Source organism: Paenibacillus senegalensis JC66 (assembly GCF_000285515.1).
Lineage (GTDB): Bacteria > Bacillota > Bacilli > Paenibacillales > NBRC-103111 > Paenibacillus_L > Paenibacillus_L senegalensis.
On sequence record NZ_HE610958.1, the window covers coordinates 574,512 to 590,800 of the forward strand.

The window sequence follows — 16,289 nt, forward strand, 5'->3', positions numbered from 1 at the left end:
CTGCCGCGCTGCCCGCTGCTGCGCCGCCCGCCGCTGCTGCGCCGCCGCTGGCTGAGCTGTCGGTGTGGGACACCGACAGCTCAGCCATGTAGGCGGCAGCCGCTTCCGCCGCAGCCAGGTTGTCCGCTCCCACGCGGACAACCTGGCCTTTGGCGGACGGCGAAGCGGCGCTTTGCGGCACAAGCACATGCGGCAGCTCCCACATCCCAGCCAGCAGCCCTTGCTGCGGCCGGCGGCGGATGAGAAGCTTGCCGGCATGCTTTCCGGTGCCGATAATGACCGCTGCAGCCCGCGGCTCCAGCCGTGGCGGTTTAGCTTTCGCTTTGACTGGCAGCTCTGTCTCCATGCCGTTAAGCCTCGCCTGGCAGCCCTCCATAACCGGGCAGGTCAAGCAATGAGGAGAGCGCGGGGTACATAATGTCGCCCCGAATTCCATCAGCGCTTGGTTGAAATCCCCTGCGGCCCCTTCAGGAATTAGTGAGCCAGCCAGCTTTTCCATTGCCTTGCGGGTGGACGGCTTGGCAATATCATCAGTGATCAGGAAAAACCGGGACAATACCCTCATAACATTGCCGTCTACAGCTGGTTCAGGCACGTTATAGGCGATGCTGAGTATCGCACCTGCCGTGTAAGGCCCTACTCCCCTCAAGGTAGAGATGTCCTCCTTCCGTGCAGGCACTATCCCGCCGTAGCGGGCAATTACTTCTTTTGCTCCCGCTTGCAAATTCCTTGCCCGTGAATAATAACCAAGCCCCTCCCACGCTTTGACCACTTCTTCCTCCGGAGCAGCCGCCAATGCTTCCAGAGTCGGAAATTTTTCAATAAACCGATGGAAATAAGGAATGACTGTTTCTACCCGGGTTTGCTGCAGCATCACCTCTGACACCCAAATATAATAAGGGTCGCGGCTTCTTCTCCAGGGAAGATCCCGTTTAACCCGTCTATACCAAGCCAATAACTCTGCGGCAAATAAAGATTTTTCCATACCGTACCCCTTCCCTTTCAGCTGCTCACAGTACTTGACCGTTGTCCCCTTGTTATTTTTATCCTATGCCTGACAGCCGACCGGTAAAAAGGCATTCCGGATCGAACGTTCCATGCAAAACCTCAAGCCATAAACTACTATCATTTCAAAAAACGAATTAGTATCCATTTGTTCATTCAAATCTGTTTCATAATGCTGCCACGAGTGTTGTCAAAACTCCTCCACGAGGACTGCAAGGAGTCCATTTGTACGATATTCCATGCAACTAAGGAAATTTTCGCCGGGATGTTAAGTCATCACTAAATACTGCTGCTTTCGCTAACAAGCTGGTTGAAATCTTTTGACCTGAAGTGGTTGACCGTCGGTTGATTACAACTGGCTGATCACGTACTAGTATACTATAATCGGAGATACAGTCTACTTTTACGGATTTCTGCGGATATAATCAGCCGTACAGGTGAGCTTATTGGCAGCAAGCAAGAGACACAAAACGTTTTGAGCTAAACTTGTTCACAAAAAGCGTTTAAGCCTTCAAGCAAAATGCTGAAGATATGGCGGTAATTTTTTTACTGGAATTATCTATGAAACACTGCCTTTGCGTGACTTTTTAGATTCTGGAGGTGTTTACCTTGTTGACCCCAGGCGAGCTCGCCGCTTCCCTTAATAAACTCATAATTTCGCCTCTTATGATCGGCCATCAGCAAGTGGCCCCAGAATGGAAACGCGCACTTGGCCGCATACGCTATCCCTCGCTGTGGCTCATCGTCAAAGGGAAAGGCAAATTCACTATTAACGGCAGCGTCTACCCTGCCGAGCCCGGAAAGCTGTTCTTCTTCACTCCCGACATGATGGTTTCGCGGACTACCGACCCGGAGCATACTTTGGAGTATTATTTTTTGCGCTTTCAATATGCAGAATGCTATCAGGATAAGGAGGACTGGAAATTCAGCCTGGAGCCTTCCTTCCCTCTCCAAGGCATGTATACGATCCATAACCCCCCTCAATTAATTTACATTTGGGAACAGCTAGTTTCTTTATGGAAACGTAGAGGACAAATTACGGCGATGCGGCGCAAGCTATTGATTCAGGAGCTGATGCTCACTATTCTGCTCGATTTGCGTTCACAAAAAATTACGGGAGATACCAATGCCGCCATCGACAAGACCCAGGATTATATCAGCTGGCATTACCGGGAGCCGCTTACCCTTGAACTGCTTGCCCAAATGGCCGGATTAAGCGTAAGCCACTACTCCCGTTTATTCAAGAAGTCGACTGGCTACAGTCCGATTGATTACTTAACTCACATCCGGATAGACCGTGCCAAGGAGCTGCTTGTTTTGTCCGGTTACCGGTTGAAATCAATTGCCGATAGTGTCGGATACAGCGACGAGTTTTATTTCAGCCGGATTTTCAAAAAAATAGAAGGCGTATCTCCAAGAGATTACGCGAAAAAGCATCGAGCTGATGATTTAAACCAAAGCAAAGCCAAGAACGCAAATTCTACACCTTCCGAATGATGAATCCCGCTCCAAACTGAATAACCAAACACTATTATCACGCAAGTTGATAAGCCGCCACACCCGCGAGCAGGCAAATTCACTAGCCGCCAAGCAGCGAAACACCGCATGCGGGAAAAATGCAATCCTTTTAGCCAAAGTGCGGCATTTATTTTTAATCGCAATGAACCTAAAACGTTGCACCGCGGCGGATAAGAACGCTCGCAGTTGCTGTCGATTAATGTGAATAAGAGTTTACAGCAGGCAGGAAGGTCATTTGCAGCTCACTGCAAATTCTAACGCTTGCCACAGTCCCTTTTTTTTCAGAATCGCGTTTTTCGGAACTCCTCCCGTTACACCTCGGCTTGACATCTCAACCGGGGCTACCCATCCCTCTCATGAACAAAAATAGCGAACCCTTCAGTACGAAGCTCACACCTCTGGTACCTTTTTATAAGATCTCTAGAAAATACGGTTTGACTTCGATTCCGGGGAATAGTAAGCTATCGCATAGATCAATGGTTCAGAGCCAAAACAATCCCCACAAAAGGGCGATGGCATATTGTCTAACCCTATGCTTTGCGAGGACCGTAAAAAGGAGAGAGTGAATTGCAGCAAACATGGGCGGAGCTACGAACACAACTTAACCAAGCGCTGCCGGCGGTACGCCCTTACATTCCCTTACTGTATATATGGGGAATTCAATGGATATTCCAGGCCTTCATAGGCTTGCTGGATGATGGCAGCTTTCCTGCCTGGCTGTCCTTCGCCTTAGTTGCGATTGCCGCCGCCCTAAGCGCCCTAGTTATAGCTTTCGCTGGCAAACCAGAGAAACCCCTATCATTGAGCTGGACAAACATACGGCGTTTTGCCCTTCCGTATTTGCTTTTTGCCGCGATCGCGCTTTTGTTATTTAGCCTGGAAGTGGTGGAGCGGTATTTCTTTCCGCTATTTCAAGGACTGGTCCTTTCCCTGTTCTATATGAAGCTCGGCCTTGTATTCCGCAGGGTATTCCTTTATTTAGGATTGTGGCTTCTTACCTTGAGCATCGTTATTGCCTGGGCTTACTTGGGCTTCTTGCCCTTTGTCATCAGCTCGATGGGCGGCTGCAGCTTGATTGTCTGCGGCTTGTTGCTGAGACTGGACTGCCGGATCGCTGCCCGGCAAGCTAATAACAGTTCTATACGTTAATAGTTATCCGATACCCCTAAGCAAACAAAACGCCTCACATGAACACGCATGAAGGGGCCTCGGGTAATTTCGATAATCTCGGTTTCCGATAACTCGGGTAACTCCGGTAATCTCCGGTAATCTCCGGTAATCTCAAATTAAATCACATGCTTTGTACGACATTCGTTCAAAACACCAGAATACTAGCCCTCCATCTCCTTCCAAAACTTTGGCTTTTTCCATGCTGGAGTGTGCCGAAACACTACGCTTGTTTACGCGGGAGAAGTATAGGTCAAGGATGCCCCCGCCAAATCATTTGCAGGAGCATCCTTTTTTTCAACCTACCTCGCTTTGTTCCCGTCCTTTTTCTCCACCTGCTGGCTCGCCGCCTCTTCCAATTTACGAAAACGATTCAAGTCTTTTTTGCGAATGGGCAGCGACTCTTTACCGAAAAGCTTAATCACAGAAATAATTAGCAACAATAGAATTACGGTAAACGGCAGGGCTGCAATTAAGGACGCAGTCTGCAGAGCTTCCAGGCCTCCTGTATAAAGGAGGACTCCTGCGATAGCCGCCATCAGTCCTCCCCATACCATCTTGATTACGACGGTTGGATTCAAGTTTCCGGAGGTGGTCATGCTCGCTAAAATGTAAGTGGCCGAATCTGAAGATGTCACCAGAAATGTTAAAATCAGCAGGATGGAGAGGCCGGACATCAGAACCGGGAACGGCAGTTGATTAAACAGCTCGAACAAAGCGGACGTTACATCTGCGTTGACAGCCCCAGCGATGCCAGCATTTTGCTGCAAATCGTGCCATAATGCCGTTCCTCCGAAAGCAGCAATCCACAAACATGCGATGAAAGGGGGCACGACCATAACCCCGAAAATAAACTCCCGCACCGTTCTTCCCCGCGATACTCGGGCTACAAAAGCTCCGACATAAGGCGACCAAGCTATGGCCCACGCCCAATAGAAAATCGTCCAGTCCCGAACCCATGTGCCGCCGGCATAGGGCTGCAAGCGAAGGCTATATGAGATGAAGCTCGATATATAATCCCCCAATCCAAGAGTAAAAGACTCCAGAATAAAAACGGTCGGCCCGACCGCAAAAACATAAATTAGAAAAATAAGCGCAACCGCTAAATTAAAATTGCTTAAATATTTGATCCCCTTATTAATTCCAGTAAACGTTGAGGTCATATATGCGGCAAATACAAAAACTAAAATGATCATCTGAATACTGATCCGATTACCTGTTTGAAATACGCTGTTCAAGCCGCCGTTCATTTGCATCACACCAAGTCCCAGCGATGTAGCGATCCCCATAACAGTTGCTATAACAGCCAATATGTCGATGGTATTCTTAAGCGTACGCATCTCCCCGGTCACCGGCTCCAATGCCTTGGAAACAAGGCCTTCCTTTTTCTTGCGAAATTGCAAAAAAGCGATCACCAGACCAAGAATAGCAAATACTGACCACTGGCTAATGCCCCAATGGAAAAATGCGTAACCCATAGCGATTCTTGCCGCCTCTTGGGTTTCGCCAGCCAGTCCGTTAAATGGCGGTGTAAAGAAGTGACTCATCGGCTCGGCTACGCCCCAGAATACAAGTCCAACGCCGAATCCCGCAGAGAATAGCATACCTATCCAAGTAAAAAACGGATATTCAGGCTTCTCATCTTCCCGTCCTAACCGGATAGCTCCGTATTTGCTTACAGCCAGTCCAAATAAAAACACAATAATAATAAAGACAGCCAGCAAATAAAACCATCCAAAGTTAATTGTTGTAATATCATATAGTCGGTTAGCTGCTCTTTCAAAGCTTCCGGGTAAGACTGCCCCCAGTATTACTAACACCAGAACCAGCAGGCTGGAAACTATAAAAACCGGATTTTTCCAAGAGTTGTCCTTCATGCTGCTCCTCCTCGCCTTCACTTGCTGTAATCCTCTATTTTTAATTCGTCTCAGGTTTTTTCAGTATTCCTAATTACCCTCTTTTTGATGTACCGTATCAAAAAAAAGAAGGGCTGTCCGAAAAGTGGCCGTTCAGCCCGATAGCTAGAATAAGCACCCCCCAAGCAGCGGTCCCGAGACGAATTGTATGCGAAATTGTGTGCGAAAGTGTATGTGAATTGTGTGCAAAATTGTATGCCAATTGTGTGCGAAGGTGTATGTGAAAACAGTCATGCCATTGAATTCTCAGGCACAACTTCCGGCATGAAAATAGCCAAGGTTGGCGGGTTCGCGGGGTTGTCGCCTGCCTTTGTATGAAATGTTGTACAAATTCATGCGGTTGAAGAGCGAATACCGGAGATTTGTATGAAACGTCGTACAAATACAGGGGGTTGAAGGGCAATTACCCAAGATTTGTATGACAAATCGTACAAATGCATGGGATTAAGGTGCGATGACCCGAGATTTGTATGACAAATCGTACAAAAGTACCAAATGCAGGGCTTAAGCTATTAAGGAAGGAGCTCCAGCCAGTGTTTCAGACGCAATTTCGTACAAGCTCGTAATCACGTGATTAAAGGTGCGATTACCCGAGATTGATCATCATGCGGGGAGTTTACTCGGAAGGTTATTTTCACAGAAAAAGCGCACACAATCACCGCTGCAGCGGGGCCCGAGGCGGATTAAAAATAGGGATTTCAAAGACTGGATACACATCATCTTCAGTTACAAACTGAAATGCTGTTTACGCAAAACGCCTTAACACTATGTAAAAAACGCTGCCGGGTCTAATGACCATCGCAGCGTTTTCCATTCTAATATTCTCTTTAGCTTCAACCTATCTTCATTTTGTATCAGATAAACCTAAACAAGGCCATACACCGCTCAATCTAAAAACTAGCTCAATTGAAAAGACACCGCTTGTTTCCAGCCATCGTATCTGGCCTTTCGTTCTTGCTCCGTCATGGCCGGCTTGTAATGCCCGTCCTCTGACCATATATTCTGGATTTCCTCTTTGCTATTCCATATGCCTACAGCCAGCCCGGCCAAAAAAGCCGCCCCCAATGCGGTCGTTTCCTGGACCTTTGGACGGGATACTTCCGTGCCGATCAGATCGGCCTGGAACTGCATCAAAAATTCGTTCTTGACGGCTCCTCCATCTACACGAAGCTCCTGCATTGGAATACCGGATTCCTCTTCCATAACCTTAAGCACATCCACTGACTGGTAAGCAATCGCCTCCAGTGCCGCACGGACAACATGCGCCTTGGTTGTGCCCCGGCTAAGACCGGTAATCATGCCTCTTGCATGCGGATTCCAGTATGGGGTGCCCAGTCCGGTGAAGGCCGGTACAAAGTATACTCCATTCGTATCCTCCACAGACAGAGCGATACCTTCAGTTTCCTGTGCGGAATCAATAACGCCCAGCCCGTCCCGCAGCCACTGGATCACCGCGCCGGCCGTAAATACACTCCCTTCCAGGGCGTACTCGATCTGTCCGTCCAACTCCCAGGCTATCGTGGTCAGCAGTCCTTTATTCGACTCTATCGGCTGTTCTCCGGTGTTCATAAGCATGAAACAACCGGTCCCATAAGTATTTTTGGCCATCCCCTTCTTGAAGCATCCTTGGCCGAACAAGGCCGCATGCTGATCACCCGCAGATCCTGCAATCGCCAGCTCCGGCTGTTCCGGAACAAGCGAGGTGCGGCCATAAACCTCACTGCAGGAGCGGACTTCCGGCAGCATGGAACGGGGAATGCCAAACTTCTGCAGCAGCTCGTCATCCCAGTCTCGTGTATGAATGTTAAACATCATCGTGCGCGACGCATTGGAAATGTCCGTGACATGTACTTGTCCCCCGGTCAAATTCCATATCAGCCAGCTGTCGATCGTTCCGAAGAGCGCATCCCCTTGTTCCGCTTTGTCACGAATATCAGGATGATTCTCAAGAATCCATTTCAACTTGGTTGCTGAGAAGTAAGCATCGGTTACGAGCCCGGTTTTTTTCCGGATGGTCTCTCCCCATCCCTCCTGTACCAGCTGCTCGCACAGCTCCGCGGTTCTGCGGCACTGCCAAACGATAGCATGATGTAAGGGCTTTCCAGTCTGACGATCCCAAACAACCGTTGTCTCCCGCTGATTTGTAATCCCGATCCCGGCGATTTCGCCTTCACCTGCCGCGGCTGCCGCTTCCAGCATAACTTTTTTCTGCACTTCCCAAATTTCCGTGGCATCATGCTCTACCCAACCTGTCTGTGGAAAATGCTGAGTGAATTCCTGCTGCGCCAGAGACACTACTTTTCCGCTCTTATCAAACAAAATCGCCCGGCAGCTTGTTGTTCCCTGATCCAAAGAAAGAATAAATTGCTCGGCCATACTGAACCTCCCGCTAATAGTAATTCATCGTTTCTTTATCATAACACAGCACCGCCCTGAATAGGCTGTGCATATCGCTTGCTTACATTTTTTGTGAGGTTGCGGCTAAAAGCAGCCCCACAAAGCAAAGCTGCCTGACTGCCTGCTTATACACTTTGTGGGGAGCCAAAAAATCTATGAGCTATTATCCGCCCGCTCGTATTACTCGGTTTTAGTGGATGGCAAATCCGTTTGCCTTACAGCTTTATTTTGTTTGCTGCAAACCTCATTCTTTTGCCTTATAGCCTCATCTTGTTTGCTGCAGCTTCATCTTATTTGCTGCATCTTCATTCTTTTACCTATATCACTCTTTCGCAATCAAGAAGCACTGGACGGTAATGCAACCTGCGCTGCTTCAAACGCTTTAATCAATTCTTCCTCCTGCTTTGCCTTCTGCTTCTCATCCCATTGCAGCCGGTCCGCCATTAGATGGAAGACCGCTTCGGAAATTTCCTTCGCTTTGTGAATATTAAAGAACATAAGACCCGTGCGGCGAACCAGGAAGTCAACTGCAGATACCGTCATTTCATGCTCAATACAGTAATCCACTTCAGCCATTAGCGCTTTTTGCTCCACATTAAGAGCCTGCTCTTCCTTCCATTCAGCAATCCGCTTGTAGATCCACCTGGTATTAGAACCATAGCGGGAATAGAAATATTCGCCTGTCTCGAGAGAGAGTCCAACACGTTCAGCCTCATCAACGATCAGCTGCTTATATTCATTATAGCTCTTACCCTCGGTATCTCCGCCGCTCAAAACCTCCTGGTCTGTAGTGCAGCCTGGATAACTGACGTTTTCTTCATTCTGCAGCTGTTTTGCCACCAGGTCGACGACTTTCTCTGCCATTTTGCGGAAACCGGTGAGTTTACCGCCAGCAATCGTGATTAATCCGGAATCCGCAATAAAAATTTCATCCTTGCGTGATACCTCTGAAGGCGCCTTGCCTTCCTCATGAATGAGCGGACGAAGACCAGACCACATCGACTCCACATCTTCCTTTGTCAGATTAACTCCGTTAAAGGCCGCATTTACCGCATCGATCAAGTAGTCTCTATCCTTTTCCGTTATTCTCGGATCCTCAATCGCTTCCTTATAGAACGTATCCGTAGTTCCAATGTACGTCTTGCCATCACGCGGGATGACAAAGATCATTCTGCCATCTGGAACATCGAAATAGGCGGCCTGCTTAATCGGCAGACGGCTGTAATCAACCACGAGGTGAACCCCTTTGGTCAATAGCAGCTTCTTGCCTTTGACCTCATGATCCTTGGAGCGGACCCGGTCCACCCATGGTCCTGCGGCGTTCACGATTTTTTTGGCATAAATCTTGTAGGTTTGGCCGCTTACCCGGTCAAGCACTTCCACTCCAGCGACCCGCTTGCCTTCATAGATAAATCCAGTTACCTCCGCGTAATTAACAAGCTTGGCGCCATTGCGGTGAGCGCATTTGGCCACCTCAATCGTCAGCCGGGCGTCATCTGTCCGGTATTCGTAATAATAGCCTGAGCCTTTTAGATCCTTAGTTTTGAATAGCGGCTCAATCTGCATCGTTTTTTCACGGTTGAACATTTTGCGCCGCTCTTTCCGTTCTACTCCGGCCAGCCAATCATACACGTATAAGCCTACTGAAGAAGCCAAATAGCCATAGGTTCCGCCTTTGTACACAGGAAGCAGCATCGGTGCGGGAATAACAATATGAGGAGCATTGCGATGCAGCAGCGCTCTTTCCCTCCCTACCTCCATAACGAGCTTGACTTCCCCCTGTTTAAGATAACGCAGCCCGCCGTGGACAAGCTTTGTGGAACGGCTGCTTGTGCCCCAGGCGAAATCCTTCATTTCCAGCAATGCTGTTTTCATTCCCCGGCGACTGGCATCCCATGCTGTCCCGACACCAGTAATCCCCCCGCCGATAACCAGCACATCATGCTTTTGCTCCTGCATTTCTGTCAGTAATTCCTGCCGGCGTTTAGCTGAAAATTCCATGACTTAATCTCCCCTTTTATTAAATAAAGTGCGGTACATTTTTTGAATATTGCACTCTGTTTGGCTGTATAACGGAAAAAGAAAAAGAGAACCTTGAGCTGAAGGACACACCTTAAAAAAGGTGCCATCAGCAAAGGGTTCTCTTAGTATCTCCGCCCATATGCATTAGCATCATTAATTATTAATAGTATACCTCAAATCAAGCCAGAGTGTCTACAGTTGCATTTGCCACAGCGTTTCACTTCCGACGGATACGGCAAGCGCACCTGCTTCCAGCGCCTCCATCACTTCCTCTTCCGAACGAATCAGCCCCCCGGCGATAATCGGCAGATCGGTTTTTTCCGTAAGCTCATGAATGACTTTGGGCATCACTCCCGGCATAATTTCTACAGCATCGGCTCCAGAAGAGTTGACTGCCTTAAGACCGTTGCGTATAGCCGTACTATCAATAAGGAAAAGGCGTTGAATCGCCATTAGGCCGTTTTCCTTGGCCATTCCAATCAAATGACTCCTGGTAGTCAGGATCCCGTCTGGCTTCAGCTCCGTTGCTATATAATGCACACCGCTGCGGTCTGACGCTATGCCTTCAATGAAATCCATATGAATGAACACCCGCCGGCCGCTGTCTTTAATCTGATTGACCAACAGATGCAAATTGCCGATAGTTCCTGTCATTAGAAAAACGACATTAACCCGGCTGGCTGCTACCTTGCCCAGCTCCTCTTCATGCCTGACTGCCGCTATGACCTGATGCTCCACCATATCTACCATCTTATTCAATGCCATCCCCCGCTTCCTAGCGGAATTTTTGTGAACTTATGACTGCCGTGTTGCGGTGCTGCCATGCGCTGTGCTGCCGTGCGCGTGCTGCCGTGCGCTGTGCTGCCATACCTTGAACGCTGCTTCGCAGCTATTGTAACTTGCCCGCCAACGGTACTACAAGCGTTGTCATCTGTACCACCGTCATTAAATCTGATAAAAAATGTTTGTGTTTCTAATCTCTAGGTACATTCTCGTGAAACTTCTGATTTATTGCATCGATTGTTTCTTTATACGTCTTTTCATTCAGCTCGCGGAGATATTCTTCCAATTCTCTGCCATGTTCCCGAATCCTTTTCTCTTGTTCATCTTCAATACTCTCCAGTTCTAAGACCGTCTGCCTATCCAATATTTTCATTCTTTTTAAGTCCATAAAAGCATTGAGGAAATTGTGGCTTTCCGCCCGTCTTTTATCATTCCAGTCATAAGCGTACTCACGAATATCTAAAGAATGTTGAATTTTGGTTCCTAAGGATTCATGGTTGACCTGGCTTTTCCAATCCTTCCACTTGCGCGCAATTTCCTTGGCCTGCTCAAATTCCTTCTCCAGTTCCTCCTGATCCTGGATCAGCACGTAACGGCCTCCTGCAGTTTCGGCTACCTGCTTGAGCTGCCGCTGGGCATTCCCGTCCACTCCAAATCCGATGATATTTACAATCGGTGTTAGGTCAGAGTCTGCCAGCTGTTTTGCCACCTCTACCGGATCTCCTCCGCACGTCTCGATCCCGTCACTGACCAGGTAAATAATATTCGTGTTTTGCTCCCCTTTGAACGCCTGCAAATCCTGCTGCGCCTGCTCAAGGGCAAGGCCAATGGGCGTCCAGCCTGCTGGTTTGAATTGATCCAGCGCTTCGTCCAGCTTCTGCTCATCATACGCCTGGAGAGGATACATCAAATCGCTTTTGCTGCAGGAAAGCTCCTTGTCTGCTTCTGATCCCGTCCCTTCATGTCCGTATACACGCAATCCGACCTGTGCCTCAGCAGGAAGAGATGCGGCAAAAGAGCGAATTGCATCCTTCGCTGCTTCCATTCTCGTCTTGCTTCCCGTCGTGTGACCCATGCTGCCGCTAGCGTCCAGCAGGATCATTACGTTGTACTGTTCCTTGAACTGAAAGCGCGGATCGTCCATTTCCGGATCGCCAAACGAAGCCAGCTTTATCTTGTTAATCATTTCACTCGGTTCCGGATAATCTTCTGCGAACAGCCCGAGCAGGGCGAGGTAGTATAACTCCAGTATTTCCGCTTCAGGATTCTCGATGTCGGGGAATTGCTCCAGCGCCTGGATAATTTCATCACTTTGTTTATCGTAGGAGATACCGGAAAAGCGCCCCGGTTGCAGATTAAAAAACTCCGCCGCCGTTTCCGGGCGTTTGCTCAACCCTTCCGGAATGAGCGCTTTGAGCTCTTCGATTTGCTGTTCCCGGTCCACGTTTTGTTCCCCTGTCTTTTCTATCGTATCGCTGTCTTTCCTTTCAGCTCCTTCACTGTCTCCTTCCGTATTGCTGTCAGCCCCTTCCACTCCTTCACTGCCCATTGTCTGGAAAGCATCCGACGGTTCCGGTTCGGTAGAAGGCTCTTCTGCGGAACAGGCTGACAAACCAATGAAGCATACAAGAAGGATAGTCATCAGCATGTGCCTCTTTTTTATCTTTCTGTTCATCTCCATTCCTCCAATAAACCCATGTCTTCTCTGTTAATCTTAAACCTGCAGCGGATACATCACACCGCTTTTGCTGCGCATATCGCTTTGTCTGCTTCTGATCCCGTCCCTTCATGTTAGATGTATATTTGAAGTTCCTTTAGAAACACTATAATCGAGGATCATTAAGAAAGGAAGAATTTGCCTTATGAAAAAAGCGATTATGTTACTCTTCTGCCTTCTTCTGGCCGCTGCTTTGACAGCCTGCGGCAATGCCAATGATAACAAGGGAGGCAATGTACAAACACCGGCACCTCCTGGAGAAACGAATGGCGGCGAAAATGCGAACAACGGCTCCGTAACAGCTGAAGAGGCGGAAACTCTTTATCGTCAGCACTGCCTCGCCTGTCATGGAGATAACAGAGAGGGCCGCGGGGGAAATACCAATATTAGCAATGTCGGCTCGAGATTGTCCCAGGAAGAAATTGCTGCTAAAATTACGAACGGCGGAAACGGAATGCCCGCATTCGGAGGACAGCTTAGCGATGGCGAAATCAACACCTTGTCCGAATGGCTCGCGGCAATGAAATAACTTCTCTGTGGTAACAGGAAAAGCCAGGCTCTTGACAAAGTCAGAGCTTGGCTTTTTGTATTCAGACCCCAGTTTACCCGGCCTGCTTCCCATCACTGGCGGTATCCACAGCCTCCGCCACAGCAAATGCGGAAGCCATAACGTCACTGTGGGAAATACTCAAGTGGATCCGAATTGGTTTCCCTAGATTCAGCCTGCCAATCGAATCCGCAGATAAGGTACACTCCGGTTTGCCATGCAGATCAGGTAAAATTTCAATATCCTGGAATCCAACCTCGCGGCCGATTCCACAAGCTAAGGCCTTGGCCACCGCTTCCTTCGCAGCGAAGCGCCCTGACACGTACTCATACATTCTTCCGCTGCGGTTGGCTGCGAGCTCCCGTTCCTTCACGGTGAGAACTCTCGCTACAAACCGTTCTCCGGACGGTTGCTCCATCAATTTTTTGACACGGGCAATCTCAATAATATCCGTACCTACACCTATTATCATATCTCACATCCGCCTCTCCCAATTTGACGTTAATCTCGCAGGCTCTTAAGCATGTGCTTCGTCGTTTAGATTCGTGGAATCGGCTCTCTCTTGTGACGCGTCAACTCATAGCGGCTTTCGAGCTTTCGGCTTATTTCTTCGCTAATTTTTTTGCCTTCGAGATAATCACTGTTGTCTTCATAAGTGATGCCTAGTTCCTTCTCATCTGTTTGGCCAGGCCACAGCCCGGCACTTGGAGCCTTATTCAGGATCGCCTCCGGCACACCGAGTTCCTTCGCCAGCAGCCTCACCTGACGCTTGGTCAGCGTGCTGAGCGGAGTAATGTCAACAGCGCCATCCCCGTACTTCGTAAAAAAACCGGTTATCGCTTCAGAAGCGTGGTCTGTACCTACAACAAGCAGGTTCAGTTCAAAAGCAAGCGCATACTGCAGCACCATGCGTGTTCTTGCTTTGACGTTTCCTTTGCCCCCAACGCTTAAATGCTTATGAATACCGATCGACTTCAAGCCGTATTCCGCTTCCAGGCACAGTTCATCCACTGCATCCTCAATGTCGGTCTCTACCTTGTGAGTAAGCTGGAAAGCTTCCGCTACAGCATAGCTGTCTTCAATGTCCTCTTGCTCGCCAAAAGGCTGAAAAACCCCGAGCGTTATGTAATCTTGTCCGCTTTCCCGGCTCAATTCATCCGTGGCCAGCTTGCACAGCCCGGCGGCAACCGCGCTGTCTACCCCGCCGCTAATAGCGATAAGCAGCCCCTTGGCAAATGGATTCGCCTTGAGATAATCCTTTAAAAAATCGACACGCTTGCGGATTTCAGCCGGTGCATCGATAGTCGGCTGGACACCTAGCTCTTGTATAATTTGACTTTGCTTATCCAAAGTGCAGCAACCTTTCTTTTACATGGTTATTGTTAGCCAATTCTGTGGCGCAGATGCTTTCTAACGCCATCCACAACTCGTTATAGTGCTGTTGCCAACTCGCCATCCGCACCTCGTTATAGCGCAGAAGCCCCTTAGCAAAAATCCTGTTACGGCTGAAGGCCTAACAGGATTTTTATTAATATCTTATTTGCTGCAGTGCTGATTGAAGGCCTGCTTCAAGTCAGCTGCAATCATCTCAGCAGAGCGGTCTTCAATTTGATGGCGCTGAATAAAGTGAACCAGCTCGCCATCCATAAACAACGCTATGGAAGGAGATGAAGGCGGGTAGCCGGTGATGTACTCACGAGCTTTAGCCGTTGCCTCCTTGTCCTGGCCGGCAAATACGGTAAACAAGTGATCTGGAACAATCTCATTTTCTAAAGCTAGCCCCACTCCCGGCCGGCATTGTCCTGCAGCACAGCCGCAGACGGAGTTGACAACTAGCAGTGCGGTGCCTTTAGCATTTTCCAGCTTCTCCACAACCTCCTCCGGTGTGCGAAGCTCGGTAATTCCCAACTGTGTCAGCTGATCTCTCATCGGCTGAATAACATCCATCATATATGACTCAAAAGACATAGACATTCCTTAATCACTCCTGACAGGTTTGTATAAATAGTTCCTACCCCTATTATACAGTCCCGTACTTTGATTGCAAAGCTGTAATACCACAGCGGGGGAGCAGAGCCATCTCGCAGTTACATGGCAATTGCATCGCAGTTACACGGCATTTATTACGGCGATTGTGCGGCGGTTGCAGGACATTTCAGGCAATTATGCGGCGGTTGCACAACATTTTAGGACAACCATTGCCGCTTCTCTAGCGCTGGGTATCCCCTTTATTTTCCTTGGATGACCCTGTTTCTTCACCTGCAGAACCTTCATCGTTCTCACTGACTCGTCTATATTCGGTATTTTGCTCGGGATGCATAAACACTCCACCCTTTGGAAGAATGCCCTTTTCGAAAAGGTCTCGATTCTCACTTGTCAAAAATCCTACATCCTTAAAAGGATGAACCCATTGATCGCCAGCCATTACCGCAGGATCTGTGTCCTCGCTCCACTGCTCCAATGGAGAGTTCGGAGACTCATAATGATAATCGCCGATAACCACTCCGTATTGATTGATAAATGGCGCCGCCGGCCCCCGGTTCTCACGAAACTCGGGGAGAAATTCGATCTCGAAAGGGTCCAGCGCCGGATCATCATTCGTGATGGCCGGGTTATCGGCAACCGTTTCGCTGTACCGCCCCTGTGAAGGGCTGGCCGGCTGCTCGGATGCAGCTTCCCTTCCTTGCTCCTGCGAATAGTTGCCCTGCCGCTCGGATGCAGCTTCCTTTCCCTTCTCCTGCGAATAGTTGCCCTGCCGCTCGGATACAGCTTCCTTTCCCTTCTCCTGCGAATAGTTGCCCTGCCGCTCGGATGCAGCTTCCCTTCCTTGCTCCTGCTCCGGTCCCTGCTGAGGTAAAAATGCGCCTGACCTTGCAGTAGGCCGCTTATCCCTATCCATTCTAAATTCCCTTCTCATTCAAACGGATGGCCGGTTAGGCCCATCTAATTTTTTGTCTATGCTTATTCCATCATTTTTCCCGTCAGCCTCAGCCTCCACAGCTTGCTGCTCCTGCATCCGCTGCTCCAGAGAATCCGACTCTTGAGCGTTAGCGGAAGCTTGTTGGTTTTTGTTAGATTCTTGGTTCATCGTCACTAACCTCCTTGTTTTTTGCTAGTATGTGTAAAAAGGGTCATTCCTATCATAGACAAGCTTTTCATAAGTGCAGGAAATGGCTACAATATTAAGGATACAGACGGATTACTATACTTAGGAAAT

At 48.8% G+C, this 16,289-nt stretch carries 14 protein-coding genes; 3 read left to right on the forward strand and 11 right to left on the reverse strand.

Annotated elements, in window-relative coordinates:
• Positions 1 to 985 (reverse strand): A/G-specific adenine glycosylase (mutY, locus tag PSHG_RS27300; RefSeq protein WP_010272725.1); only part of this gene is annotated, 985 nt, incomplete at its 3' end.
• Between the two features lie 620 nt (positions 986 to 1,605).
• Here mutY and PSHG_RS10995 point away from each other — a divergent pair.
• Both PSHG_RS10995 and PSHG_RS11000 read left to right on the forward strand, forming a co-directional pair.
• Entirely contained in the window at positions 1,606 to 2,502 is an 897-nt protein-coding gene (locus tag PSHG_RS10995; RefSeq protein ID WP_392391987.1) for an AraC family transcriptional regulator, read from the forward strand.
• A 588-nt stretch (positions 2,503 to 3,090) separates the two neighbouring features.
• Positions 3,091 to 3,672 (forward strand): hypothetical protein, encoded by a 582-nt coding sequence (locus tag PSHG_RS11000; protein WP_010272728.1) that lies wholly within the window; start codon positions 3,091 to 3,093, stop codon positions 3,670 to 3,672.
• 320 nt (positions 3,673 to 3,992) lie between these two features.
• Here the strand turns inward: PSHG_RS11000 and PSHG_RS11005 are convergent, their stop codons facing one another.
• The 5 genes from PSHG_RS11005 to PSHG_RS11025 form a co-directional block, all read right to left on the reverse strand.
• Positions 3,993 to 5,567 (reverse strand): BCCT family transporter, encoded by a 1,575-nt coding sequence (locus tag PSHG_RS11005; protein ID WP_010272729.1) that lies wholly within the window; start codon positions 5,565 to 5,567, stop codon positions 3,993 to 3,995.
• A 936-nt stretch (positions 5,568 to 6,503) separates the two neighbouring features.
• Entirely contained in the window at positions 6,504 to 7,982 is a 1,479-nt protein-coding gene (gene glpK / locus PSHG_RS11010; protein WP_010272730.1) for a glycerol kinase GlpK, read from the reverse strand.
• A 357-nt stretch (positions 7,983 to 8,339) separates the two neighbouring features.
• Positions 8,340 to 10,004, reverse strand: a complete 1,665-nt coding sequence (locus PSHG_RS11015) for a glycerol-3-phosphate dehydrogenase/oxidase (RefSeq protein WP_010272731.1) — start codon at positions 10,002 to 10,004, stop codon at positions 8,340 to 8,342.
• A gap of 213 nt (positions 10,005 to 10,217) precedes the next feature.
• Positions 10,218 to 10,790, reverse strand: a complete 573-nt coding sequence (locus PSHG_RS11020) for a glycerol-3-phosphate responsive antiterminator (protein WP_010272732.1) — start codon at positions 10,788 to 10,790, stop codon at positions 10,218 to 10,220.
• 208 nt (positions 10,791 to 10,998) lie between these two features.
• Positions 10,999 to 12,483, reverse strand: coding sequence for a vWA domain-containing protein (locus PSHG_RS11025; RefSeq protein ID WP_010272733.1), 1,485 nt, complete (start codon positions 12,481 to 12,483; stop codon positions 10,999 to 11,001).
• 187 nt (positions 12,484 to 12,670) lie between these two features.
• On the opposite strand from PSHG_RS11025, the gene PSHG_RS11030 reads away from it, so the two are divergent.
• Entirely contained in the window at positions 12,671 to 13,054 is a 384-nt protein-coding gene (locus tag PSHG_RS11030) for a c-type cytochrome (protein ID WP_010272735.1), read from the forward strand.
• 73 nt (positions 13,055 to 13,127) lie between these two features.
• On the opposite strand, the gene acpS is transcribed toward PSHG_RS11030, so the two are convergent.
• The 5 genes from acpS to PSHG_RS30520 form a co-directional block, all read right to left on the reverse strand.
• Positions 13,128 to 13,544, reverse strand: a complete 417-nt coding sequence (gene acpS, locus PSHG_RS11035) for a holo-ACP synthase (protein ID WP_010272736.1) — start codon at positions 13,542 to 13,544, stop codon at positions 13,128 to 13,130.
• A gap of 65 nt (positions 13,545 to 13,609) precedes the next feature.
• Positions 13,610 to 14,422, reverse strand: a complete 813-nt coding sequence (gene nadE, locus PSHG_RS11040) for an ammonia-dependent NAD(+) synthetase (protein ID WP_010272737.1) — start codon at positions 14,420 to 14,422, stop codon at positions 13,610 to 13,612.
• 186 nt (positions 14,423 to 14,608) lie between these two features.
• Entirely contained in the window at positions 14,609 to 15,046 is a 438-nt protein-coding gene (locus tag PSHG_RS11045) for a BrxA/BrxB family bacilliredoxin (RefSeq protein ID WP_010272738.1), read from the reverse strand.
• 235 nt (positions 15,047 to 15,281) lie between these two features.
• Complete coding sequence (locus tag PSHG_RS31855; RefSeq protein WP_010272739.1) at positions 15,282 to 15,971, reverse strand: DUF3905 domain-containing protein; 690 nt, start codon at positions 15,969 to 15,971, stop codon at positions 15,282 to 15,284.
• An 18-nt stretch (positions 15,972 to 15,989) separates the two neighbouring features.
• Complete coding sequence (locus PSHG_RS30520; RefSeq protein WP_157213447.1) at positions 15,990 to 16,160, reverse strand: hypothetical protein; 171 nt, start codon at positions 16,158 to 16,160, stop codon at positions 15,990 to 15,992.
• Positions 16,161 to 16,289: the final 129 nt, after the last annotated feature.